Here is a 23,433-nt window from a genome sequence, read left to right as displayed (position 1 = left end):
ATTCATGGACCGCTATGACCGCCAGATCCTGGAGATCCTCCAGGAAGACGCCACCGTGCCCGTCGCCGATATCGGCGAGCAGGTCGGCCTCACGTCCACGCCGTGCTGGCGGCGGGTGCAGAAGCTCGAGGAATCGGGCGTGATCCGCAAGCGCGTGGCGCTGCTGGATGCCGGCAAGCTCAATGTGGGCGTGACCGTCTTCGTGTCGATCCGGACCAACCAGCACAACGTGAAATGGCTCAAGGCCTTCCACGGGCTGGTGGCGTCGATCCCCGAAGTGACCGAGTTCTACCGCATGGCCGGCGACACGGACTACCTGCTGCGCGTGGTGGTGCCCGATATCGCCGCCTACGACGCCGTGTACAAGAAGCTGATCCAGGGCGCGGAACTGGCCGATGTCAGCTCCAGCTTCGCGATGGAACAAATCAAGTACACGACGGCGCTACCGCTGGACTACGCCTGAGCGGCGCCTGCGGGGCGCATCAGCCCCGGTGCGCCCAGCCCGTCATGCGCTTTTCCAGTACCGCGAACAGCTCGTACATCCCCATCGCCATCACGGCGATGACGACCAGCCCCGCAAACGCCAGCGGCATCTTCATCGCCGAGCCGGCCGACACCAGCAGGTAGCCGATGCCCTCGTTCGCGGCGCTCATCTCGGACACCGTCGTGCCGACGAAGGCCAGCGTGATGGCCACCTTCAGCGAGGCGAAGAAGAACGGCATCGCGCGCGGCAGGCCCACCTTGAGCAGCACGTCGCGCCGCTTGGCGCCAAGCACGCGCAGCACATCCTCAAGCTCCGGCTCCAGCGTGGCCAGCCCGGTGGCGATGTTGACCATGATCGGGAAGAACGAGATCAGGAACGCCGTCAGGATGGCCGGCCCGGCGCCCAGCCCGAACCAGACCACGAGGATCGGCACGAAGGCGGCCTTGGGCAGCGCGTTGAAGGCGGTCATCAGCGGGTAGGTGGCCGCGTAGGCCAGCTTCGACGAGCCCATCAGCAGGCCCAGCACCACACCGACGCCAATCGCCAGCCCAAAACCAACCATCGTGGTCCAGAACGTGCGCCAGGCATGGCCGGCGATCACGCCGCTGTACTCGGTCAGCGAGGCGACGATGGCCGACGGGCTCGGCAGGATGAAATCGGAGATCTGGAAAGCGAGGCACGCGCCCTGCCAGACCATCAGGAAAGCCCCCAGCAGGAGCCACGGCGCCACGCGCTGCACGCGCTTTGCCTGGGTGGAAGTCATGGTTGCCATGGTGTGGATCGCTTCTTATTGCTGGCGGACGTGGCCGATCTTCTCGCGCAACTCGTGCACGCGTTCGGCGAACGGTTCGGAATAGGTGACGTCGAGCGCGCGCGGACGCGGCAGGTCGATCTCCTTGCGCAACAGGATACGGCCCGGGCGGGCGCTCATCACGTAGACCGTGTCGGCCAGGAACACGGCCTCGCGCAGGTCGTGCGTGACGAGGATGACGTTGAAGCGCTGGGCCTGCCAGAGGTCGCGCAGCACGCACCAGAGTTCCTCGCGCGTGAAGGCGTCGAGCGCGCCGAACGGCTCGTCCAGCAGCAGCATGCGCGGCTGGTGGATCAGCGCGCGGCAGATCGACGCGCGCTGCTGCATCCCGCCGGACAGCTGCCACGGGAACTTGTCCTCGTAGCCCGCGAGGCCGACGGTCTTGAGCAGGTCGCGCGCCCGGGCCTCGTACTCCTTGCGCTTGGCGCGCATGGTGGAGCGGTACGGCTCGACGATCTCCAGCGGCAGCATCACGTTGTCGAGCGTGGTGCGCCACGGCAGCAGCGTCGGCGCCTGGAAGGCCATGCCGACCTGCTTGAGCGGGCCGTTCACCTTCTCGCCCGCGATGCTGACCACGCCGCGCGTGGCCGGCCGCAGCCCGGTGGCCAGCTTCATGAAGGTGGACTTGCCGCAGCCGGACGGCCCGACGATGGCGATGAACTCGCCCTGCGCCGCCTGCAGCGAGATGTCCTCCACGGCGAACTCGCCACGCCGCGCCAGCTCGTCGTCATAGGCGAGCCAGACACGGTTGAAATCGACGAACGGCTTCGGGGGAGCCAGGGTGGCCTCCGTGACCCCGCTGGCCGCCCCGCCCGAGGCGGGGGACAGGCTTTCTCGCGCCATCATCATCGCAGGACGTCCAGTTCGGCGGCAGAAGGCAGGTAGGCGTCGGTCCAGAGCGTGTCCGGGTTGATCCGGCCCTTGGTGCCGAAGGCATCGGCCACCTGCGACGCCATCAGCGAGAGGCGCGGCTTGCTCACGCGGCCGAAGCCCTCGGCCTTGGCATCGGGCGACTTCACCACGCTGTCCAGCGCCAGCTTCAGGCGGCGCACCTCCAGCTTCTCGTCGATGATGCCGTCACGGGCCTTCACGGCCTTGATGCCTTCCTCGGGATGCGCGATCACGTCGCGCGCGGACTTGGAGAACGCGCGCAGGAACGCCTTGACCGTCTCCGGGTTGCTCTTCAGGAACTGCTCGGAGGCGATGATGGCGTTGCCGTACAGCTTCACGCCGAACTGCGGGTACGGCAGGACGACGATGTCCTCATCCTTCACACCACGCGCGTTCAGGTTCAGGATCGACGTGAACGAGAAGCCGGTGATGGCGTCCAGGTCGCCGCGCGTGAGCATGGTCTCGCGCAGCGTGGGGTCCATCGCCTGCCAGTTGAACGACTGTGCCTGGAGGCCATTGGCCTTGGCGAAGATCGGGAAGGCGCGGCGGCCGGCATCGAACACCGGGGCGCCGAGCTTCTTGCCGGCCAGGTCCTTGGGCGCGCGGATGCCGGACTTCTTCAGCGCCAGCACGGCGGCCGGCGTGTTGTTGTAGACCATCATCACGGCCACCGGCTTGTTCTTGGCGTCCGGGTTATTGCCGTAGAACTCCATCACCGAGGCCAGGTCGGCGAAGCCCATGTCGTAGGTGCCGGAGGCCACGCGGTTGACCACGTTGCCCGAGCCGTTGCCAGCGTCGATGGACACGTCGAGCTTCTCCGCCTTGTAGTAGCCCTTCTGCTCGCCCAGCAGGAACAGCGCGGACGGGCCCTCGAAACGCCAGTCGAGCTGGAAGCGGACCTTGGTGGCGGCTTGCGCCTGAGCGGTGCCTGCACAGAGTGTCGACAGCACCATGGTGGTGCCCAATGCGGTACACAGCTTCAGCAGATGACGGCGCGCGGCGAATTGCGGCATGAACCTTCTCCAGTTGTTGATCTCTCCTGGGAAGGCTTTTCGCAAGGCGCGTGCCAGCTTTTCACATGGGTGTCATGCCCCGATCCGGGGCATGCGCGCCGTGCATTGACGAACCATGATTGTGCGCGGCGCTCTGTGGGACGGGGTTGCCGACAGCGATTGTCGACAATCCCAAGCCAATCTCAGGCGTCCTGCGTGGCGTCGCCGACGTCGATGGCGAGCACGTCGGACGGCGACGCCGCCTCCACCGCCCCCTCCGCCGCGCTGCGCGCCTGAATCAGCCACATCTCCGCGTAGCGGCCGTTGGCGCGCATCAGCTCGGCATGCGTGCCGCGCTCGACGATGCGGCCGTGATCCATCACCAGGATCTGGTCGGCGTGGACCACGGTGGAGAGCCGGTGGGCGATCAGCAGCGTGGTGCGGTTTTGCGCCAGCCGCATCAGTTCGGCCTGGATGGCCTGCTCGGTGCGCGAATCAAGCGCCGAGGTGGCTTCGTCGAACACCAGGATCGGCGGATTCTTGAGCAGCGTGCGGGCGATGGCCACGCGCTGTTTCTCGCCGCCGGACAGCTTCAGGCCGCGCTCGCCCACCGGGGTGTCGTAGCCCTGCGGCAGTTCGCGGATGAAGGTGTCGATCTGGGCCGCGCGCGCGGCTTCGATGACCTCGTCGCGCGTGGCCTCCGGCCGGCCGTAGGCGATGTTGTAGTAGATGCTGTCGTTGAACAGCACGGTGTCCTGCGGCACGATGCCGATCGACGCCCGCAGGCTCGACTGGCGCACGTTGCGGATGTCCTGGCCATCGACCTCGATCCCGCCGCGGGACACGTCGTAGAAGCGGAACAGCAGCCGCGCCAGCGTGGACTTGCCCGAGCCGCTGTGGCCGACCACGGCGGTGGTCGTCCCGGCGGCGATGGTGAAATCGACGTCGTCCAGGATCACCCGGTTGCTCTCGTAGCCGAATCCCACATGGCGGAAGCGCACCTCGGCGCCGCGCACCTGGAGCGGGAGCGCCCCGGGCGTGTCGGCCACCTCCTGGTTCGTGCCGAGCAGGACGAACATGCGGTCCATGTCGGTCGTCGACTGCTTGATCTCGCGGTAGATCACGCCGAGGAAGTTCAGCGGGATATAGAGCTGGATCATCAGCGTGTTCACCAGCACAAGGTCGCCAAGCGTCAGCGTGCCGGCCGCCACGCCCACCGTGGCGCGCCACAGGATCAGGATCAGCCCCAGGGCGATGATGGTCTGCTGGCCGAAGTTCAGGAACGACAGCGAGTTCTGCGAGCGGATCGCGGCGGTGCGGTAGGTGCGCAGGTTCTCGTCGTAGCGGTGGGCCTCGTATTCCTCGTTGCCGAAGTACTTCACGGTCTCGAAGTTCAGCAGCGAGTCGATCGCCTTCTGGTTGGCGCGCGAGTCCAGCTCGTTCATCTTGCGCCGGAAGTGCGTGCGCCACTCGGTCACGACGATGGTGAACACGATGTAGCCGACCAGCGCGCAGGTGGTGATCGCCGCGAACCAGATGTCGTAGCGGACCACGAAGAAGCCGATCACCAGCGACATCTCCACCAGCGTGGGCAGGATGCTGTACAGCGAGTACGAGATCAGGGACTGGATGCCGCGCGTGCCGCGCTCGATGTCGCGGCTCATGCCGCCGGTCTGCCGGTCCAGGTGGAAGCGCAGCGACAGCGCGTGCAGATGGCGGAAGACCTGCAGCGCGATCTCGCGCACCGCGCTCTGCGTCACCTTCGAAAAGAGGATCTCCCGCAACTCGGTGAACAGCGTGCCCGAGAGCCGCAGCACCCCGTAGGCGACGATCAGGCCGACCGGCACCACGAGCAGCGCGGCGGTATCGCCGGGGGCGATGTTCATGCTGTCGATCAGCTTCTTCATCAGCACCGGCACGCCGAGGTTGGCCACCTTGGCCGCCACCAGGCAGGTCAGCGCCAGCATCACGCGCCACTTGTAGTGCCAGACGTAGGGCAGCAGGTTACGGACGGTCTGCCAGTCGCTGCGGGGCTTGCCGCCGGCGGGGAACAGCGATTTGGCCGATTCGGGGGGGGAATCGGCGGACGTGGAGTAGCGGCGCATACGTTAGAATTCTTGCCAATGCCGCGATTGTCGCAGAGATCGCACATCCCGGCAGGCCATGACATTCCCCCGCACCCCGCCTTACCTTCCTGCCGATATGAACCATCCTGCCCCGCTCTCCGAACTGCCTGCCGGCAAGAACCCCGCTCTCCGCGTGGTGCCGATGCCCGCCGACGCCAATGTGCATGGCGATGTGTTCGGCGGCTGGATCATGTCCCAGGTGGACATCGCCGGTTCGATCCCGGCGGTGGAGCGCGCCCAGGGCCGCGTCGCCACGGTGGCCGTGAACTCGTTCCTGTTCAAGCACCCGGTGATGGTGGGCGATCTGGTGAGCTTCTATGCCGATATCGTCAAGACCGGCCGGACCTCGATCACCGTGTCGGTGGAGGTCTACGCGCAACGCATGCGCCACAGCCACGAATGCGTGAAGGTGACGGAGGCCACGCTGACCTACGTGGCCACCGACGATACGCGGCAGCCGAGAACCCTCCCGACCGCCTGAAGCGCCAACGCTCGCGTCTTAGCTGAACTTCGAGAAATCGGGCTTGCGCTTCTCGAAGAACGCCGAGAACGCCTCTTTCGCTTCCGGCGCCACCAGCATGCGCCGGAACACCTCGCCCTCCTCGCCCATCTTCTTCTCGACGGCTGCCACGTCGTCGCCCTTCATGAGCCGCTTGGTCTCGCGCAGCGACGACGCCGGCAGCGCGGCCAGCTTGGCCGCCTGCTGGCGCACGTAGTCCTGCAATTCGGCCACCGGCAGCACCTTGGTCACCAGACCCATCGCCAGCGCCTCCTGCGCGCTGAACGCCTCGCCCAGCATCAGCTTCTCGGCAGCGCGCTGATAGCCGACCAGACGCGGGAGCAGCAGGCTCGACGCCGCCTCCGGGCACAGGCCGAGCTGCGCGAACGGCAGGGACAGCTTCGCCGTGTCCGAGGCGTAGACGAGATCGCAATGCAGCAGCAGCGTCGTGCCGATGCCCACCGCCGCGCCACTGACCGCCGCCACCACGGGCTTGCTCGCGTGGCTGATCGCATGCAGGAACTGGAACACCGGCGCCGGCGTGCCATCCGCGCCGTGCGACGGCGGGCGCTTCATGAAGTCCTCGAGGTCGTTGCCGGCGGTGAAGATCTCCGGCTTGCCCTCGATCACGATCACACGCACGGCGGCGTCAGTCTCCGCCGCGCGCAGCGCATCGGCCATGGTCTGGTACATCGCGGCCGTGATCGCATTCTTCTTGTCGATGCGGTCGAAGCCGATGGTCAGGATGCCCTGGTCGATTCGTGTGGCAATGCTCATGTCAAACCTCGTCTGTCTCGTCTAGCTCATTGGGATGCCGCTCATACGAACGGTGGCGGCACTTCGGAAAGGTAACCGATGCTGAACGCGCCGGCGCCGATGTTCAGCGCCACGGTCAGGCTCATCGGGGCCAGCATCAGCTCCACGCCGGCGCGCTCGGCCGTGGCGGCCAGCGACTGCCACGCGGGCCACGCGCGCACTTCGTCGATATTGCCGGCATAGGCCACCGAGATGTCCGGCGTCAGCAGGCAGCCGGCCCGCACGCAGCTCTCGGCATGAGCCAGCAGCCGGCGGATGCCGTCCTCCTGTCCGCGCGCCTTGGCAATCGCCTCGGTCTCGCCCTGGTGCATGCGGATGATCGGGCGGATGTTGAACGCATTGCCCAGCATGTAGCGGCCCCAGGTGATGCTGTTCTCGCCCTTCTGCTTGGCGCGCGTATACATATAGAGCAGCTCGTTCGGCACCATGATCATGTGGGCGGCGTCGCGCAGGCGGGTCTCCACGGCATGGGAGATCGCCGCGGCGTCACCGCCGTGGCCCAGCATGCGGGCCACCTCGCGCACGATCAGCGCCTGGCCCGGGCCGATGGCGCCGGTGTCGATCACGGTCAGGTCGAACAGGCCGCTGCGCCCGGCGTCCTTGCGCAGCTTGAAGCTGCGCGCCACGGTGCCGACCACGGCGCCGGTGGCGTTCGCGTAGAACTTGCTGCGCGTGCTGGCAATCGTCAGCAGGATGGCACGGTCGCAGCCGGCCACCACATGCTTGAGCAGATGGTCTTCCAGCTCGCGTTCGAGCAGGGGGATCGATTCGGCGTAGTGGTCCTGCTTGCCGACCAGGTACTGCTGGTACAGGTCGGGCAGCGCGGCTTCGTCGCGGGTGTCGACCACGAAGCGGTCGCCAGCGCGAATCCGGAAAGGGATGGTATGGACGCCCAGCGCGTCCATCATTGCGCGCGGCATGTCGCATGCCGCGTCGGCCAGAATAGCTGTCTCCTGCATATTATTGTGTTCCTCCGTATCAAGCGTTTCAGTGTGTGGCTTCTCCGTTCCATCGCACTACGTTCTTCACCTGATCAGAGGGTTCGGGACAGCCCACCCGCCGGGCTGTCCCGGTGGCGCGCTGCCCCTGGCGCGTTTAAACGCGCTCGAAGATACCGGCGGCGCCCATGCCCGTGCCGACGCACATGGTCACCATGCCGTATTTGAGGTTGTGGCGACGCAGCGCGTGCACCACGGTGGCCGAGCGGATCGCGCCCGTGGCACCGAGCGGGTGGCCCAGCGCAATCGCGCCGCCCATCCGGTTGACCTTGGCCGGGTCCAGCGCCAGGTCACGCATCACCGCCAGCGACTGCGCGGCGAAGGCCTCGTTCAGTTCGATCCAGTCGATCTGGTCCTGCGTCAGCCCCGCAGCCTTCAGCGCGGCCGGAATCGCTTCCTTCGGACCAATCCCCATGATCTCGGGCGGCACGCCGCGCACCGCGAACGACACGAAGCGGGCCAGCGGCACGAGATTGAACTGCTTGAGGATCTTTTCCGAGACAAGGATCAGCGCGCCGGCGCCGTCCGACGTCTGCGAACTATTGCCGGCCGTCACGCTGCCCTTGTTGGCGAACACCGGGCGCAGCTTGGCCAGGCCTTCCAGCGACGTGTCGGGGCGCGGACCCTCGTCCAGCGAGATAGTACGCGTCTTGACGCCGACCTGACCAGTGGCGAGGTCCGGGAACTTCTCGGTTACCTCGATTGGGGTAATTTCGTCGGCGAACTCCCCGGCCTGCTGCGCGGCCATCGCCTTCTGGTGCGACGCCAGCGAGAACGCGTCCTGATCCTCGCGGCTGACCTGCCACTGGGTCGCCACCTTCTCGGCGGTCAGGCCCATGCCGTAGGCGATGCCGACGTTCTCATCGCGCGTGAAGATCGACGGCGACATCGACGGCGTGTTGCCCATCATCGGCACCATGCTCATCGATTCCACGCCGGCGGCGATCATCACGTCCGACTCGCCCACGCGGATGCGGTCCGCGGCCATCGCCACGGCCGACACGCCCGAGGCGCAGAAGCGGTTCACGGTGATGCCGCCCACGGTGTTTGGCAGGCCCGAGAGCAGCGCGCCGATGCGCGCCACGTTCAGGCCCTGCTGGGCTTCGGGGATGGCGCAGCCCACGATGGCGTCTTCGATCAGCGCCGGATCGAGATTGGGCACCTGCGCCACGGCAGCGCGCAGGATCATGGCGAGCAGGTCGTCAGGCCGGGTGTTCCGGAACGCGCCCTTGGGGGCCTTGCCGATGGGCGAACGGGTGGCCGCGACGATGTAGGCGTCTTGCAGTTGTTTCATGATGTCGGTTCCTATTCTGGCCTGTTAGTTGCGCACCGGCTTGCCGGTCTGCAGCATGCCCATGATGCGCTCCTGCGTCTTGCCCGTGCCGAGCAGCTCGATGAACGCGCGGCGCTCCAGCGCCAGCAGCCAGTCCTCGCTGACCAGCGAGCCGGCTTCCACGTCGCCGCCGCACACGGCCTCGGCGATACGCGTGGCGATCAGGAAATCGTGGGCCGAGATAAAGTTGCCGTCGCGCATGTTGACCAGCGACGCCTGGATGGTGGCGATGCCCGAGCGGCCCGCCACCGGCACCAGCGCGCCGGGCACCGGGGCGCGGTAGCCGGCGTTGGCCAGCGCGCGCACTTCGCTCTGCGCCACGTACAGCAGTTCGTGGACGTTGAAGACGATGGTGTCAGTCGGTTGCAGATAGCCAATCTGCTGCGCATCGAGCGCCGAGGTGGACACCTTCGCCATCGCCGCCGCCTGGAAGCGGTTGGTCAGGAATTGCAGGTAGTTGGTGCTGCCCGCCGCCTGCGCCGCGCGCGCGGCAGCCAGTGCCGCCTCCTTGAGGCCGCCACCGGCCGGGACCAGGCCCACGCCCACTTCGACGAGGCCGATGTAGGTTTCGAGCGCGGCCACACGCTTGGCCGAATGGAGCATCAGCTCGCAGCCACCGCCGAGCGCGATGCCCGACGCCGCCGCCACCACCGGCACGGCCGAATACTTCACGCGCATCATGCCGTCCTGGAACTTCTTGACGAACGGCTCGATGCCCTTGGCGCCGCCCATCATGAACGCGGGCATGGCAGCTTCGAGGTTGGCGCCGGCCGAGAACGGACCGCCGGGCGCGCCCAGTTGCAGCGAGGTCGGCTGCCACACCACTAGACCCTTGTAGCCGGCTTCGGCCAGGTCGATGGCGCGCGTCAGGCCGTCGATGACATCCGGCCCGATCGTGTTCATCTTGCTCTTGAAGGACACCACCAGCACGTCGTCGGCGCCGGCGCTGGTCCAGATGCGCACGGCATCGTTCTCTTCGACAGTCTTGCCAGCCGTGCGCGGATCGGCCGCGTCGGTGCCGCGCAGCGCTGCGCGGAACACCTGGCGCTGGTACACCGGCAGTTCGGCGCGCTGGACGAACGAACTGGTCGCCGGCGACCACGAACCCTTGGCGCTATGCACGCCCTGGTTCTCGGCCACGGCACCGCTGAACACCCAGGCGGGCAACGCGGCGTTCGACAGCGCCTTGCCTGCATCGACATCTTCCTTGACCCACTCGGCCACCTGCTTCCAGCCGGCGGCCTGCCAGTCTTCGAACGGGCCCGAGTTCCAGCCGAAGCCCCAGCGGATGGCGAGGTCCACGTCCGCCGCCGAACCGGCGATCTGTTCGAGGTAGACGGCGATGTAGTGGAACACGTCGCGGAAGACGCTCCACAGGAACTGCGCCTGCGGGTTGGTCGATTCGCGCAGCAGCTTGATGCGCTCCGCCGGCTCCTTCTTGAGCATGCGGACCACGATCTCGTCGGCCTTCTTGCCCGACTCCACGTACTGGCCGGTCTTGGCGTCCAGCACCTTGATCGCCTTGCCTTCCTTCTTGTAGAAGCCGGCGCCGGTCTTCTGGCCCAGCGCGCCCGCATCGACCAGCCCCTTCAGCACGGTCGGCGTCTGGTAGACCGGTGCGAACGGGTCGTTGGTCAGGTTGTCCTGCATCGTCTTGATCACGTGCGCCATGGTGTCCAGGCCCACCACATCGGCGGTGCGGAACGTGGCGGACTTGGCGCGGCCCAGCTTGGAACCGGTCAGGTCATCGACGACATCGAACGGAATGCCGAACTTCTCGGCCTCGGCGAACACGGCCAGGATCGAGAAAATGCCGACGCGGTTGGCGATGAAGTTCGGCGTGTCCTTGGCGCGCACCACGCCCTTGCCGAGCGTGGTGGTCAGGAAGGCTTCCAGGCGGTCGAGGATCTCGGGCTGCGTGGTGGCCGTCGGAATCAGCTCCACCAGGTGCATGTAGCGCGGCGGGTTGAAGAAGTGCACGCCACAGAAGCGGGCCTTCAGGCCAGCGTCGAAGCCATCCGACAGCGCGGTGATCGACAGCCCCGAGGTATTGGTCGCGAAGATCGCATGCGGGGCGAGGTGCGGGGCCACCTTCTTGTAGAGGTCGTGCTTCCAGTCCATGCGCTCGGCGATGGCCTCGATCACCACGTCGCACTCGCCCAGCAGGGCGATGTCGTCCTCGTAGTTGGCGGCGCGGATCAGGCCGGCCTCGTCCTTGATGCCGAGCGGCGCGGGCGAGAGCTTCTTCAGGTTCTCGATGGCGCGCAGGGCGATGCCGTTCTTGGGGCCTTCCTTGGCGGGCAGGTCGAACAGCACCACGGGCACGCGGGCGTTGACCAGGTGGGCGGCAATCTGCGCCCCCATGACGCCGGCACCCAGCACGGCGACTTTCTTGACGATGAAATTGGACATGCGCGCTCCTCAGTCTGTGAGCGTTGAGAGGATGTGAGGTACGGGCAGGCGCGGCGGCGGATGGCCGCGCGCGCCTGCCGGCAAATCAGAACAGGTCGGCGTCCAGCGCCATCAGCGTGGCCGAGCCGGCGCGCGCCTTGCGGATCTCCGCGGCGGTTTCCGGCAGCAGCTTGGCGAAGTAAAACCGCGCCGTGGCCAGCTTGCTGGTGTAGAACTTGTCGCCGCTGCCCTCCTTCTCGAGCGCGAGCTTGGCCATGCGGGCCCAGAAGTACGAGAACACCAGGTGCCCCACCACGCGCAGGTACGGCACGGCGGCCGCGCCCACTTCGTCCGGGTTGCCCATGGCCTTCATGCCGATTTCCATGGTCAGCTTCTGCACCTTGTCGCCGATGTCGGCCAGCGGGTTGACGAACTCCTGCATCGCCTCGTTGGTGCCCTCTTCCTCGACGAAGTCCTGCACGATCTTGCCGAACGCCTTCAGCTTGGCGCCCATGTCGCCCAGGATCTTGCGGCCCAGCAGGTCCAGCGCCTGGATCGTGTTGGTGCCTTCGTAGATCATGTTGATGCGGGCGTCGCGCACGTACTGCTCCATGCCCCATTCGGCGATGTAGCCGTGGCCGCCGAACACCTGCATGCCCTCGTTGGTCGAGGTGAACGCGTTGTCGGTCAGGAAGGCCTTGATCACCGGCGTCAGCAGCGCCACGAGGTCGCCGGCTTCCTTGCGCACGGCGGCGTCGGGGTGCGACAGCTCGCGGTCGATCTGCAGCGCGGTCCAGTAGCTGAACGCGCGGCCGCCTTCGACGTAGGCCTTCTGCGTCAGCAGCATGCGGCGCACGTCCGGGTGCACGATGATCGGATCGGCCGGCTTCTCCGGCGCCTTCGGGCCGGTCAGCGCGCGCATCTGCAGACGGTCCTTGGCGTAGGCCAGCGAGTTCTGGTACGCCACCTCGGTCAGGCCCAGGCCCTGGGCGCCCACGCCCAGGCGCGCGGCGTTCATCATCACGAACATCGCGTTCAGGCCCTTGTTCGCCTCGCCCACGAGCCAGCCCCGCGCGCCGTCCAGGTTCATCACGCAGGTGGCGTTGCCGTGGATGCCCATCTTGTGTTCGATGGAGCCGCACTTGATGCCGTTGCGCTCGCCCGGGTTGCCGCTGGCATCGGGGATGAACTTCGGTACCACGAACAGCGAGATGCCCTTGGTGCCTTGCGGGGCGTCCGGCAGGCGGGCCAGCACCAGGTGAATGATGTTCTCGGCCAGGTCGTGCTCGCCGGCCGAGATGAAGATCTTCGTGCCCGAGATCAGGTAGGAGCCATCGGCCTGCGGCTCGGCCTTGCTGCGCAGCATGCCGAGGTCGGTGCCGCAATGCGGCTCGGTCAGGCACATCGTGCCGGTCCACACGCCGGACACCAGCTTGGGCACGTAGGTCTGCTTCAGCTCCGGCGTGCCGTGGGCATGCAGCGCCTCATAGGCGCCGTGCGAGAGGCCCGGGTACATCGTCCACGCCTGGCCGGCCGAGTTCAGCATCTCGTACAGCGCGTTGTTGATGATGATGGGCAGGCCCTGGCCGCCGAACTCGGGGTCGCAGGCCAGCGCCGGCCAGCCGGCTTCGACGTACTGCTGGTAGGCCTCCTTGAAGCCCTTGGGCGCGCGGACCACGCCGTCGCCCTCGTAGGTGCAGCCCTCGCGGTCGCCGGGCTGGTTCAGCGGGAAGACCACGTCGGCGCAGAACTTGCCGGCTTCCTCGATAACCTGGTTGATGGTGTCCGCGTCGATGTCGGCGTGCGTCGGCATCGCCTTGAGTTCGGCTTCTGCGCCGAGCAGTTCATGGAGCACGAACTGCATGTCGCGCAACGGTGCGGTGTACTGGCCCATCAAAAACTCCTTGGAGGTTTGCGATGCCGCCACACGCACGCGCCGCGCCGCCTGCAGGGAGGGGGCGAGACCGTTGCCGGGGGCGGCGTCAGGTTCGGTAAGACTGAATCAGTTTGTTGAGCGCGACCATGGCAAGTTCGGCGCTGTCCGGCAGGCGCAGGAAACGGGCGTCGTGATGCAAGCCTAGTTCAAGGCTGTACATCTCGAACAGCATCGTGCGCGGATCGCAGTCCGCGCGCAGGTGCCCCTCTTCCTTGGCCTGGTCGATCGCGCGCATCAGCGCGGCCCGCCAGATCGTGACGCTCTTGACCAGCTCGTCACGCACCGGGCTTTCCGCGCGATCGTCGTACTCGACCGCCCCGCTGATGTAGATGCAGCCCGTGGTCACTTCCTGGATGCGCTTTTCCATCCAGCGCCGCACCATCGACCACAGGCGCGGCAGACCGCGTGGCTCGTGCAGCGAGGGGTAGAACACCTCCTGCTCGAACCGGCGGTGATACTCGCGCACCACTTCCACCTGCAGGTCCTCGCGCGAACCGAAATGCGCGAATACGCCGCTCTTGCTCATCTGCATGCGTTCCGCGAGGAGGCCGATGGTCAGCCCTTCCAGCCCGTCGCGGGACGACAATTCCAGTGCGGCATCGAGAATCGCCACGCGCGTCATCTCACCCTTGCGCAAGGGCGCGGGTGCGGCGGCGGATTCAAGACGGACTGACTGGTGTCGCATGGTGTTCTCTCCGTTCTCGCAGCGCACTTCCCGGGCGCTGCCTATGACCTGACTTTGCTTTGAACCTGGCATTGCGGCTGCCGTAAAGCCGTGGCAAGTCGCGAATGCACGCAGTCTAAGCCAAAAAAGAACGGTCGTTCAGATTATTCTGGCGAGGCCGTTTGGCATCAAGCAATTAATTAGACCGGGGTTTCTAAACAGACGGTGCGGGCCCTGCGTTGACCACGCATTGCAGCAACGGCTTAAAACCGCACGGCACCAGCGCGCGCGGGATGGCGCGTGCGGCAGGGCAGCATGGTAACGCCACGCGCGCGGCCATGCGTCGAGGCATTCAGTACCGCCCCGTCACCCCGGCGATGACGACGCCGACGCGCAACACATAGTAGGCCGCCCAGTTGGCAAACCGCCGCAGGCGCGGCAGGCCCGCGTGCGCCTCCGGCACCACGCGCGCGCTGCGCTGCGCCATGGCCCGTTCCAGGTGCCCGCGCAGGTCGTTCGCGAAGTGGGTGTCGTAGACGGCCACGTTGGCCTCGCGCGCCAGCAGCAGGCTGAACGGGTCCATATTGCTCGAGCCGACCGTCGCCCAGGTATCGTCGACCACGGCGACCTTCGCGTGCAGGAAGCTCGCCTCGTATTCGTAGATCTCCACGCCCGCCTCGAGCAGCGTGGCGTAGAGCGCGTGCGTGGCGAAATGCTGGAGCCGGTACTCGACCACCCCCTGGAGCAGCAGCCGCACCCGCACGCCGCGCTCGCGGCAGGCCAGCAGCGCGCGGCGCATCTTGTGGCCCGGCAGGAAGTAGGCGTTGGCGAGGATCACGTCGTGCCGCGCCGCGCCCAGCGCGTAGAGGTACTCGCGCTCGATCGTGCGGCGGTTGCGCAGGTTGTCGCGCAGCAGCAACGCGGCCGGCACGCCGCCCGGCTGCACGTTGCGCCGCGCCTGGCGGGCGGCCGTGGTCAGCGTCTCCACCTCGGCGAAGGCCTCGGCGGTCTCGCGCAGGCCGCGGCGCTGGGCGATGCGGAACCAGAGCCGGGCCGACGCCAGCGCGATCTGCGCGACCAGCGGCCCGGATACCCGCACGGCGAAGTCGTAGCGTGGGCCGAGTTCGGGCAGGTCGAGCGGGCCGTGGTTGTGATCGTCGATGATATTGATGCCGCCGACGAACGCCACGCTGTCGTCGATCACGGCCATCTTGCGGTGGAGCCGGCGCAGGTGCCGGCGCGCCAGCTTGAACCCGCGCAGCGGCCGGTAGATCTCGAGCTTCACCCCGCCGGCCTGGAGGCGCAGTTGCAGGGCTTCGGGCATGTCGCCGGCGCCGAAGCCATCGACCACGAGCCGCACATCCACGCCACGCTGCGCCGCAGCGACCAGCGCCTCGGTCACGCGTTGACCGACCGCATCATCGGCATAGATGTAGGTCTCCAGCACGACGTGGCGCGTGGCCGTGCCGATGGCGGCGATCAGGGCGGGGAAGAAGGTTTCGCCATTGCGCAGCAGGTCCACCGCGTTGCCGGGCACCGGGCTGCCGCGCCGGCGGCCCCAGCGCAGCAGGGGCGCGCGGAGGTGGACGTCCGCGGGCGCCGCCTGGGGGATGGGCGGTGCCGGGGACTGGGGCGTCGAGGCGGGTGCGGGGCGGTCGACCCGGTCGTAGATCCGTGACATGGCTTGATTATCGGATAACGGGCGGCTCCTGCACATCGCCCGGGCCAACTCTGCTATTGTCGGGCCATTGTGTGGCGGAAAACGGAAAGTATTGTGAAGGTATTCGGCATCGCCGGTGCGTCGGGCAGCGGCAAGACCACGCTGCTGGACCAGCTGATTCCCCGCTTCGTGGCCGACGGCCTGCGGGTCGCCGGCATCAAGCACACCCACCACGGCTTTGACCCCGACACCCCCGGCAAGGACTCCTGGCGCATGCGCGCCGGCGGCTGCGAGAACGTCGTGCTGGTCGGCGCGCGGCACCTGACGCTGATGCGCCACTATCCGGAGTCGAAGCCATCGCCCGAAATCAGCGAGGCCCTGGCCGTGCTGCCGCCCGAGACCGACCTGGTGCTGGTCGAAGGCTATAAATGGAGCGATTTCCCCAAGCTCGAGGTCTATCGGCCCGCCCACGGCAAGCCGCCGCTCTGGCGCGACGTACCCGGCGTGGTCGCCGTGGCGACCGACGCGCCGGCCGAAGTTGCCACGCAAACGGCGCTGCCGGTACTCGACCTCGCCGATCCAGACGCCATCTACCACTGGATCCGCACCGCCCTCAGCCTGTAACCCCGGGGCACTACGCCTCGGGAATCGCCACCCGGCGGGCCAGCTCCGCCACCAGCGGCACATGGTCCGAACGCTCGGCCCATTCGCGGCCGGTCAGCGCCTGGGTGCGCTCGATCTCGAATCCCCGTACGTAGATCCGATCCAGCTGCCACCACGGCATATGGCTCGGAAACGTGTGGATACGCCCGCTCTTGGCGTGCGCCGACTCCACCGCGTTGAGCGTGTTGCAGATCTGGGCGTCCAGCCGATGGTTCCAGTCGTTGAAATCGCCGGCGATGACCAGCGGCGCATCGGCCGGCACCACGGCGCGCACACGCTCCACCAGCGCGCTCGCCTGCCGCGCCCGGCTGCGCGCGAACAAGCCGAAATGCACGCAGATCAGGTGCGCCTCCACGCCGTTGATGTCCGCCACCGCGTGCAACAGGCCGCGCTGCTCGAAGCGGTGATCGGAGATATCGAGATTTTCCGACATCAGGATCGGATGCCGGGACAGGATCGCGTTGCCGTGATGGCCGTGATCGTAGACCGCGTTGCGGCCGTAGACCGAATGCGGATAGGCGTCGGTGGCCAGATAGTTGAGCTGGGTGTGGTCAGGGTCGAACAACTCGGCGGCGACCAGCCGGTCGTTGCGGTCCTGGACTTCCTGCAGGAAGACGATGTCCGCGTTCATGGTCTGCAGGCCGGTGCGTACATTCTGGATGCGCGGCTTCCCGCTGAACCCCTTCACGCCCTTGTGGATGTTGTACGTGACCACGCGCAGCTTCATCATGCCGCTCCCGAGGTGACGTCGAGCCCCGCCGCCGCCCGCCAGGCCAGCTGGCGCACCGCTTCCGCATTGCTGCTGGAAAAGCAGCGCTCGGCGGCTTCCTGCCAGGGCAGCCACGCGTAGCGCAGGTGTTCACGCGGCGCTAGCGTCACATTAAGAGGTGCGGGCACGCACAGCCCGAACCAGTGCTCGGTGTTGCGTGCCACCCCGGGCGCGTAGCGGTGGCGCCACTGGGGGTAGATGTCGTACGTGATGGTGTGTTGCCAGTCGGTCAGGCTATGCGCGCTGGCGATGATGCCGGTTTCCTCGGCCACCTCGCGGGCGGCGGTCACTGGCAGCGGTTCGTCCTCGGCGTCCAGGCTGCCGGTGACCGACTGCCAGAAGCCGGGCCGGTCGGCGCGCTCGATCAGCAGGACTTGCAGGTCTGGCGTGTAGATGACAACCAGCACCGATTCGGGAATCTTGTAGGGCATGGGGCGCGTTGGAAGGACAAACCCAAGGATAGCGCAAACCCCTCCGCTCAGGCCGCCGAGCGATCGGCGGCAGGTGCCGGCATCCCGTCTTCCGGCTTGGCGTGGCGCAGCCAGGTCTCGAAGACGTCCGGCGAATCGCCATGGCCCCACGCAGAACGCAGTTGCTGCATCAGCGGCGCCAGCGCCTGCGTGTAGCGCTGCGAGGCCACGTGGGCATGCTCGGCCAACGCATCGGTGCTCTCGCGCAGTTGCGCGGCCAGCTCGGCACGTTCCTGCCCAATGTCCTTCTCGCGCTGACCCAGCTGGTTGTACTTCTGGATCAGGAAGCGCTGGTAATCGCCCGCTTCCACGCCTTGCGCGGCCTGGGCGTTGACCTGCTCGAAGCGCATCACGATGCTGGCGGTTTCCTGTTCGACATGGGCGGCTTCCGCCACCAGCGCCTGGAGCGCCTCCTGAAGCGTCAGCGCCTCGCGGCGATGGGTCTGGAGCCGGGCGGCTTCATCCTCGAACGTACGCTGAGCGGTCAGGTAGGCCTGCACGACCGGTTGCGGGGCGACGACCAGCAGCGGGTCCGCGCCACCGGCACGCCGGCCGGTCAGTAGCGCGTCCTCGGCCAGACGCAGGTTGCCGACATCCTCAAGCCATCGCCCACGAGCCATGACGGTCGCCACGGTATCGAGCGACAGGCGACGCAGCGCATCTGCGCGCTGGGCAGTGACAGGCTCGGCGCCATCGGGATCCACAGCCACGGGATGCGCCGTTTGCGCCGCATGGGCGATGTCGGGCACGCACGCGGCCACCGTGGTCGCCACTGACTCGGACATCGCCTGCGCCGACTTGCGCACCGCGCGGCGCAGCTCGAATTTCGCCAGCAACATCATCACCAGGCCGGCCACCAGCCACGTCAGGATGGTCTCCGCATGCGCCTGCAGGAACTGGCGGATTTGTTCGATATCGAGGTTCACAGATTCGTCCTCCCAGACGGCGCGGTTGATTATGGGTTTTTCAACCTAGGGAGACATTGTTGCGGGAGGCTTCGTTCCTATTCGTAACAAATGGAAACGAGATTGTTGGGGGATTTGGTGCTAATGGGTTCGTTCGGCCGCGGTTGTTTCTGTTGTTGCGATGGTGGCTGTTGCCCACAACCACCACCCTAAAAACAAAAGGGGCACCACCCCAAGGCTGGCACCCCTCATCAACACCCCGGTCAAAAAACTCAACCCGTAGTCTTGGCCTCCTGCGCCCGCAGCCGAATATGCAGTTCCCGCAGCTGCTTCTCGTCCACCGCCGACGGGGCCTGCGTCAGCAGATCCTGTGCACGCTGGGTCTTCGGGAAGGCGATCACGTCGCGGATCGAATCGGCGCCGGCCATCATCGTCACGATACGGTCGAGGCCGAATGCCAGTCCGCCGTGCGGCGGCGCGCCGTATTGCAGCGCATCCAGCAGGTAGCCGAACTTGGCCCGTGCCTCTTCCTCGCCGATCTTCAGCGCGCGGAACACCTTGCTCTGCACGTCCTCGCGGTAGATACGGACCGAACCGCCGCCCATTTCCCAGCCGTTCAGCACCATGTCGTACGCCTTGGCGATGCACTTGCCCGGATCGGTTTCCAGGTACTGCAGGTGCTCGTCCTTCGGGCTCGTGAACGGGTGGTGCATGGCCACCCAGCGCGCGTCTTCCTCGTCGTACTCGAACATCGGGAAGTCGATCACCCACAGCGGCTTCCACACGTCCTCGAACAGGCCGCTGGACTTGCCGAATTCGGAATGGCCGATCTTAAGGCGCAGGCCGCCGATGGCGTCGTTCACGACCTTGGCCTTGTCGGCGCCGAAGAAGATGATGTCGCCGTCCTGGGCGCCGGTGCGCTTCAGGATCTCGGCAATCGCGGCGTCATGCAGGTTCTTGACGATCGGCGATTGCAGGCCGTCGCGGCCCTTGGCCACTTCGTTGACCTTGATCCAGGCCAGGCCCTTGGCGCCGTAGATGCCGACGAACTGGGTGTAGGCGTCGATTTCGCCACGCGAGATCGAACCGCCGCCCGGCACGCGCAGACCCACCACGCGACCGTTGTCGCTGTTGGCCGGGCCCGAGAACACCTTGAAGTCGACGTCCTTCATCACGTCGGTCAGCTCGGTGAATTCGAGCTTCACGCGCAGGTCCGGCTTGTCCGAGCCGAAGCGGGCCATGGCCTCGCGGTACTCCATCACCGGGAACGCGGCGTCCAGGTCCACGTTGATGGCGTTCTTGAACACGGTGCGCATCATGTCCTCGAACAGGTCGCGGATCTCCTGCTCGGTCAGGAACGACGTCTCGCAGTCGATCTGCGTGAATTCGGGCTGGCGGTCAGCGCGCAGGTCCTCGTCGCGGAAGCACTTGGTGATCTGGTAGTAGCGGTCGAAGCCCGAGACCATCAGCATCTGCTTGAAGATCTGTGGCGATTGCGGCAGCGCGAAGAAATGGCCCGGGTTCGTGCGCGACGGCACCAGGTAGTCGCGCGCGCCTTCCGGCGTGCTCTTGCCCAGCATCGGCGTTTCGATGTCGATGAAGCCCTGGGCGTCCAGGTACTTGCGCACTTCCATGGCCACCTTGTAGCGCAGGCGCAGGTTGTACTGCATCTGCGGGCGGCGCAGGTCCAGCACGCGGTGCGTCAGGCGGGTGGTTTCCGACAGGTTGTCGTCGTCCAGCTGGAACGGGGGCGTGACCGACGGGTTCAGCACGCTCAGCTCATGGCACAGCACCTCGATCTTGCCCGAGGTCAGGTTGGCGTTCTCCGTGCCGGCCGGGCGCGGACGCACCTTGCCAGTGATGCGGATGCAGAACTCGTTGCGGATCTCTTCGGCGGCCTTGAACATCTCCGGGCGATCCGGATCGCAAACCACCTGCACCAGGCCCTCGCGGTCTCGCAGATCGACGAAGATCACGCCGCCGTGGTCACGCCGGCGCTGTACCCAGCCGGTCAGGGCCACTTCCTGGCCGATCAGTTGTTCGGTCACCAGACCGCAGTAGTGAGTACGCATGGAGGACATAGGAGAAATTCCCGGTAATGCGCGGCCGCGAGGCGGCCCGCGCGCAATTCAATGAGTAGGGTTCGAGTCGGCGACCGCAACCGCCTCTTCAGCGGTGTCCGCGGCCTCGGCCGCATCCGCCGGACGGCCCGACGTGCCGGACTTGCGGGGCAGCTCCGTCGGCGCCACGACGCCCATCGAGACGATGTACTTGAGCGCGGCGTCGACGGTCATGTCGAGTTCGATGGTGTCGGCCTTGGGCATCATCAGGAAGAAGCCCGAGGTCGGATTCGGCGTGGTCGGCACGTAGACGCTGACGTATTCGCCCTGGAGGTGATTCTGCACGTCTCCGCCGGGCCGGCCGGTCAGAAACGCGATGGTCCACGACCCCTCGCGCGGATACTGCACCAGCAGCGCCTTGCGGAACGCGTTGCCGGACGACGACAGCAGCGTGTCCGAGACCTGCTTCACGCTGGTGTAGATGGGGCCCACCACGGGAATGCGGCCGAGCAGCATTTCCCACCAGCGCACCAGCCGTTGGCCGATGAAGTTGTGCGCGAGCACGCCCACCAGCAGGATGAACAGCAGCGTCAGGATGGCGCCAAGACCTGGAATGCGGCGCCCGAACAGGTTCTCGGGCTGCCACGCCACCGGCAGCAGGGCCATGCTCTGGTCCATCGTGCCGATGATCAAATTGAGCACCCACAGCGTGATGCCGAGCGGCACCAGCACGAGCAGCCCGGTCAGGAACCAGGTCTTGAGGGTGGAGGTTTTCTTGGCAACCACGGTTTTGGCCATGAGGGTCAGGCGCTGGCGCTGCCGCCCGCCGGGGCGGAAGGCGTCGAAGACGTGGACGTGGACGTGGACGACGACGAAGCCGACGAACCAGACGCGTCACCGCCCGAGGCCGCCGGGGCCGATGCCGCCGCACCGCCCGTAGCCGCTGGCGCGCTGGCGCCCTTGTTGCCGCTGTTGCCGCCACGGAAGTCCGTGACGTACCAGCCCGAGCCCTTGAGCTGGAAGCCGGCGGCGGTCAGTTGTTTCTTGAAGGACCCGGCAGCGCCGCAGGATGGGCAGTCCGTGAGCGGGGCATCGCTCATTTTCTGCAGCACATCGCGCCCGTGGCCGCAGGCGTCGCAACGGTAGGCATAGATCGGCATGATGGTTCTTTTCGCGGAAATCTGGATTGGGAACAACAGGTGGCAGCGCCGGAGGCCATTTGCAATGGCAATTCGCGGAAAAACACCCGCACGGCGATGCAAAGCCTCGGATTATAAACTGTCGGCGGCCCGTCCACCGCCGGGAAAAGAGGCCATTCCGGGCGCCTCAGGTCGCCCATGAGGCGCCTGGGGCCCGTTTTACCGGCGCCGCCGGGGTGCCGGACCCAGTTTCAGGCTTGGAAGTTACGCAATATGCACTTCCTTGACGCCCGGTCGCTCGCTGATCCATTGCGGCAGCAGCGAGCCGAACACCATGCCGCTGATCGAGAACATCAGCCCCACCATCTGCGGCGGCACGGCGGCGTCGGCGAAGGCCACCTCGCAGGTCAGCCAGGATGCCAGCCCCATCAGGATGGCGGCCAGCCCGCCCTGTCGCGTGGCCGGCTTCCAGAACAGCCCGAACGCCAGCGGCACGAAGGACGACACCAGCGTCACCTTGTATGCGTTTTCCACCATGTGGAAGATCGACAGGTGCGAATTCAGCGCGAACAGCGTCACCAGCGTCGTGAAGACCAGCACCACGGCCTGCATCACGCGCAGGAACTGCTTGTCGGTCAGATGGCGGAAGTACGGCCGCATGATGTTCTCAGCGAACGTCACGGACGGCGCCAGCAGCGTGGCCGACGCGCAGCTCTTGATGGCCGACAGCAGCGCACCGAAGAACATCACCTGCGCGAACATCGGCGCATGGGTCAGGATCAGCTGCGGCAGGATCAGCTGCGAATCCGAGTTGATGTACTTCTCGACCATGCCGGGATCGATCATCGTGGCCGAATAGGCCAGGAACATCGGGATGAAGGCGAAGAAGAAGTACAGCACGCCGCCCAGCACCGAGGCGCGCCCGGCAATCTTCTCGGTACGCGACGAGGTCACGCGCTGGAACACGTCCTGCTGCGGAATCGAGCCCAGCATCATCGTGAACAGCGCCGCCGCGAAGCCAATGATCTGGATCAGGTCCAGCGACGGCCAGAACTCGAACTTCCCGGCCGCCGCCGCGTGCGACACCACCGCCGCCACGCCGCCGGCCTGCCCGCTGACCTCGTAGCCGATATAGAGCATGCCGATCACGATGATGATCATCTGGATGAAATCGGTCACCGCCACCGACCACATGCCGCCGAACAGCGTGTAGACCAGCACGCTGGCCGCGCCGATCATCATGCCGGCGTCCTGCGACAGCGCGCCGTCGGACACCGTATAGAACACCAGCCCCAGCGCCTTGATCTGCGCCGCCACCCAGCCGAGGTAGGACGCCACGATACATAGCGTGGTCAGCACTTCGGCCACGCGCCCGTAGCGGTTGTGATAGTAGTCGCCGATGGTCAGCAGGTTCATCCGGTACAGCGGCCGGGCGAAGAACAGGCCCACCAGGATCAGGCAGAGCGAGGAGCCGAACGGGTCGGACACCACGCCGGAGAGCCCCTCCTTGAGGAACACGGCCGGGATGCCGAGCACGGTTTCGGAGCCGAACCAGGTGGCGAACACCGTGGCGGTGACGATGTAGAACGGCAGGCTGCGGCCGGCCACGGCGAAGTCGGCGGTGCCCTTGACGCGCAGCGCCGCCCACAGCCCAATGCCGACCGAGATAACCCAATAGATGATGACGAACCAGATCAGCATGCCGCTGCCCTATCCCAGATTTCCGAAGTTGCGGAGAAATGCCGGCGGATTATAGCGATGCAGACCCGACGGGTCGAAAAAAAATCCCCGGGCGCGGCGAATTCCCCACGCCGGTGCGGGAAGCG

Annotated in this window: 21 protein-coding genes; 3 read left to right on the top strand and 18 right to left on the bottom strand. The window is 66.6% G+C overall.

Translation table 11 applies throughout. The features are described from left to right. Positions 1–4: 4 nt before the first annotated feature. Positions 5–463 (top strand): Lrp/AsnC family transcriptional regulator, encoded by a 459-nt coding sequence (locus AC1DFU_RS21965; RefSeq protein WP_092291859.1) that lies wholly within the window; start codon positions 5–7, stop codon positions 461–463. Between the two features lie 19 nt (positions 464–482). Here AC1DFU_RS21965 and AC1DFU_RS21960 read toward each other — a convergent pair whose 3' ends face one another. The 4 genes from AC1DFU_RS21960 to AC1DFU_RS21945 form a co-directional block, all read right to left on the bottom strand. Beyond that, positions 483–1,256, bottom strand: a complete 774-nt coding sequence (locus AC1DFU_RS21960) for an ABC transporter permease (RefSeq protein ID WP_092291857.1) — start codon at positions 1,254–1,256, stop codon at positions 483–485. 15 nt (positions 1,257–1,271) lie between these two features. Next, positions 1,272–2,141 carry an ABC transporter ATP-binding protein gene (locus AC1DFU_RS21955; RefSeq protein ID WP_092291855.1) on the bottom strand — a complete coding sequence of 290 codons (870 nt, stop codon included), beginning with the start codon at positions 2,139–2,141 and terminating at the stop codon, positions 1,272–1,274. Continuing rightward, positions 2,141–3,199, bottom strand: a complete 1,059-nt coding sequence (locus AC1DFU_RS21950) for an ABC transporter substrate-binding protein (RefSeq protein WP_092291853.1) — start codon at positions 3,197–3,199, stop codon at positions 2,141–2,143. Before AC1DFU_RS21950 ends, AC1DFU_RS21955 begins: the two co-directional genes overlap by 1 nt. Before the next feature lie 182 nt (positions 3,200–3,381). Continuing rightward, positions 3,382–5,283: an ABCB family ABC transporter ATP-binding protein/permease gene (locus tag AC1DFU_RS21945; RefSeq protein ID WP_092291851.1), complete on the bottom strand. Its 1,902-nt coding sequence runs from the start codon at positions 5,281–5,283 to the stop codon at positions 3,382–3,384. 97 nt (positions 5,284–5,380) lie between these two features. On the opposite strand from AC1DFU_RS21945, the gene AC1DFU_RS21940 reads away from it, so the two are divergent. Then, entirely contained in the window at positions 5,381–5,785 is a 405-nt protein-coding gene (locus AC1DFU_RS21940; protein WP_092291849.1) for an acyl-CoA thioesterase, read from the top strand. An 18-nt stretch (positions 5,786–5,803) separates the two neighbouring features. On the opposite strand, the gene AC1DFU_RS21935 is transcribed toward AC1DFU_RS21940, so the two are convergent. From AC1DFU_RS21935 to clsB, 7 genes are all read right to left on the bottom strand, one after another. After that, entirely contained in the window at positions 5,804–6,580 is a 777-nt protein-coding gene (locus tag AC1DFU_RS21935) for an enoyl-CoA hydratase (protein WP_441591687.1), read from the bottom strand. Positions 6,581–6,621: 41 nt separating this feature from the next. After that, on the bottom strand, positions 6,622–7,578 hold the full coding sequence (locus AC1DFU_RS21930; RefSeq protein WP_092291845.1) for a DegV family protein: 957 nt from the start codon (positions 7,576–7,578) through the stop codon (positions 6,622–6,624). Between the two features lie 136 nt (positions 7,579–7,714). After that, entirely contained in the window at positions 7,715–8,914 is a 1,200-nt protein-coding gene (locus AC1DFU_RS21925) for an acetyl-CoA C-acyltransferase (protein WP_092291843.1), read from the bottom strand. 21 nt (positions 8,915–8,935) lie between these two features. Further along, positions 8,936–11,362 carry a 3-hydroxyacyl-CoA dehydrogenase/enoyl-CoA hydratase family protein gene (locus AC1DFU_RS21920; protein WP_092291841.1) on the bottom strand — a complete coding sequence of 809 codons (2,427 nt, stop codon included), beginning with the start codon at positions 11,360–11,362 and terminating at the stop codon, positions 8,936–8,938. 85 nt (positions 11,363–11,447) lie between these two features. After that, positions 11,448–13,235, bottom strand: a complete 1,788-nt coding sequence (locus AC1DFU_RS21915) for an acyl-CoA dehydrogenase C-terminal domain-containing protein (protein WP_092291839.1) — start codon at positions 13,233–13,235, stop codon at positions 11,448–11,450. An 88-nt stretch (positions 13,236–13,323) separates the two neighbouring features. Continuing rightward, positions 13,324–13,914: a TetR/AcrR family transcriptional regulator gene (locus AC1DFU_RS21910; RefSeq protein WP_092291837.1), complete on the bottom strand. Its 591-nt coding sequence runs from the start codon at positions 13,912–13,914 to the stop codon at positions 13,324–13,326. Positions 13,915–14,293: 379 nt separating this feature from the next. Continuing rightward, entirely contained in the window at positions 14,294–15,622 is a 1,329-nt protein-coding gene (gene clsB, locus AC1DFU_RS21905) for a cardiolipin synthase ClsB (RefSeq protein ID WP_441591685.1), read from the bottom strand. Between the two features lie 93 nt (positions 15,623–15,715). On the opposite strand from clsB, the gene mobB reads away from it, so the two are divergent. Continuing rightward, positions 15,716–16,225, top strand: a complete 510-nt coding sequence (gene mobB / locus AC1DFU_RS21900) for a molybdopterin-guanine dinucleotide biosynthesis protein B (RefSeq protein ID WP_441591683.1) — start codon at positions 15,716–15,718, stop codon at positions 16,223–16,225. Between the two features lie 10 nt (positions 16,226–16,235). On the opposite strand, the gene AC1DFU_RS21895 is transcribed toward mobB, so the two are convergent. From AC1DFU_RS21895 to AC1DFU_RS21865, 7 genes are all read right to left on the bottom strand, one after another. Continuing rightward, positions 16,236–16,994 (bottom strand): endonuclease/exonuclease/phosphatase family protein, encoded by a 759-nt coding sequence (locus AC1DFU_RS21895; protein WP_177219860.1) that lies wholly within the window; start codon positions 16,992–16,994, stop codon positions 16,236–16,238. Next, the gene (gene nudB, locus AC1DFU_RS21890; RefSeq protein WP_092291829.1) at positions 16,991–17,464 is read right to left on the bottom strand and encodes a dihydroneopterin triphosphate diphosphatase; all 474 of its coding nucleotides are present in this window, start codon (positions 17,462–17,464) and stop codon (positions 16,991–16,993) included. Before nudB ends, AC1DFU_RS21895 begins: the two co-directional genes overlap by 4 nt. Before the next feature lie 47 nt (positions 17,465–17,511). Next, the gene (locus tag AC1DFU_RS21885; protein ID WP_092291827.1) at positions 17,512–18,429 is read right to left on the bottom strand and encodes a hypothetical protein; all 918 of its coding nucleotides are present in this window, start codon (positions 18,427–18,429) and stop codon (positions 17,512–17,514) included. Between the two features lie 251 nt (positions 18,430–18,680). Continuing rightward, positions 18,681–20,489, bottom strand: a complete 1,809-nt coding sequence (aspS, locus tag AC1DFU_RS21880) for an aspartate--tRNA ligase (protein ID WP_441591680.1) — start codon at positions 20,487–20,489, stop codon at positions 18,681–18,683. 48 nt (positions 20,490–20,537) lie between these two features. Next, complete coding sequence (locus tag AC1DFU_RS21875; protein ID WP_441591678.1) at positions 20,538–21,254, bottom strand: DUF502 domain-containing protein; 717 nt, start codon at positions 21,252–21,254, stop codon at positions 20,538–20,540. Positions 21,255–21,271: 17 nt separating this feature from the next. After that, entirely contained in the window at positions 21,272–21,628 is a 357-nt protein-coding gene (locus AC1DFU_RS21870; protein ID WP_441591677.1) for an FmdB family zinc ribbon protein, read from the bottom strand. 243 nt (positions 21,629–21,871) lie between these two features. Further along, the gene (locus AC1DFU_RS21865) at positions 21,872–23,308 is read right to left on the bottom strand and encodes a high affinity choline transporter 1 (RefSeq protein ID WP_092291821.1); all 1,437 of its coding nucleotides are present in this window, start codon (positions 23,306–23,308) and stop codon (positions 21,872–21,874) included. Between the last annotated feature and the right edge of the window lie 125 nt (positions 23,309–23,433).

It is taken from the genome of Cupriavidus sp. 10L45, assembly GCF_056395225.1.
This window is presented reverse-complemented; position numbering and strand designations above follow the sequence as displayed.

Coding starts and splice junctions, on each gene's coding strand:
- AC1DFU_RS21965 (WP_092291859.1), top strand. CDS start 5: ATGGACCGCTATGACCGCCAGATCCTGGAGATCCTCCAGGAAGACGCC.
- AC1DFU_RS21960 (WP_092291857.1), bottom strand. CDS start 1,256: ATGGCAACCATGACTTCCACCCAGGCAAAGCGCGTGCAGCGCGTGGCG.
- AC1DFU_RS21955 (WP_092291855.1), bottom strand. CDS start 2,141: ATGATGGCGCGAGAAAGCCTGTCCCCCGCCTCGGGCGGGGCGGCCAGC.
- AC1DFU_RS21950 (WP_092291853.1), bottom strand. CDS start 3,199: ATGCCGCAATTCGCCGCGCGCCGTCATCTGCTGAAGCTGTGTACCGCA.
- AC1DFU_RS21945 (WP_092291851.1), bottom strand. CDS start 5,283: ATGCGCCGCTACTCCACGTCCGCCGATTCCCCCCCCGAATCGGCCAAA.
- AC1DFU_RS21940 (WP_092291849.1), top strand. CDS start 5,381: ATGAACCATCCTGCCCCGCTCTCCGAACTGCCTGCCGGCAAGAACCCC.
- AC1DFU_RS21935 (WP_441591687.1), bottom strand. CDS start 6,580: ATGAGCATTGCCACACGAATCGACCAGGGCATCCTGACCATCGGCTTC.
- AC1DFU_RS21930 (WP_092291845.1), bottom strand. CDS start 7,578: ATGCAGGAGACAGCTATTCTGGCCGACGCGGCATGCGACATGCCGCGC.
- AC1DFU_RS21920 (WP_092291841.1), bottom strand. CDS start 11,362: ATGTCCAATTTCATCGTCAAGAAAGTCGCCGTGCTGGGTGCCGGCGTC.
- AC1DFU_RS21915 (WP_092291839.1), bottom strand. CDS start 13,235: ATGGGCCAGTACACCGCACCGTTGCGCGACATGCAGTTCGTGCTCCAT.
- clsB (WP_441591685.1), bottom strand. CDS start 15,622: ATGTCACGGATCTACGACCGGGTCGACCGCCCCGCACCCGCCTCGACG.
- AC1DFU_RS21895 (WP_177219860.1), bottom strand. CDS start 16,994: ATGATGAAGCTGCGCGTGGTCACGTACAACATCCACAAGGGCGTGAAG.
- nudB (WP_092291829.1), bottom strand. CDS start 17,464: ATGCCCTACAAGATTCCCGAATCGGTGCTGGTTGTCATCTACACGCCA.
- aspS (WP_441591680.1), bottom strand. CDS start 20,489: ATGTCCTCCATGCGTACTCACTACTGCGGTCTGGTGACCGAACAACTG.
- AC1DFU_RS21870 (WP_441591677.1), bottom strand. CDS start 21,628: ATGCCGATCTATGCCTACCGTTGCGACGCCTGCGGCCACGGGCGCGAT.
- AC1DFU_RS21865 (WP_092291821.1), bottom strand. CDS start 23,308: ATGCTGATCTGGTTCGTCATCATCTATTGGGTTATCTCGGTCGGCATT.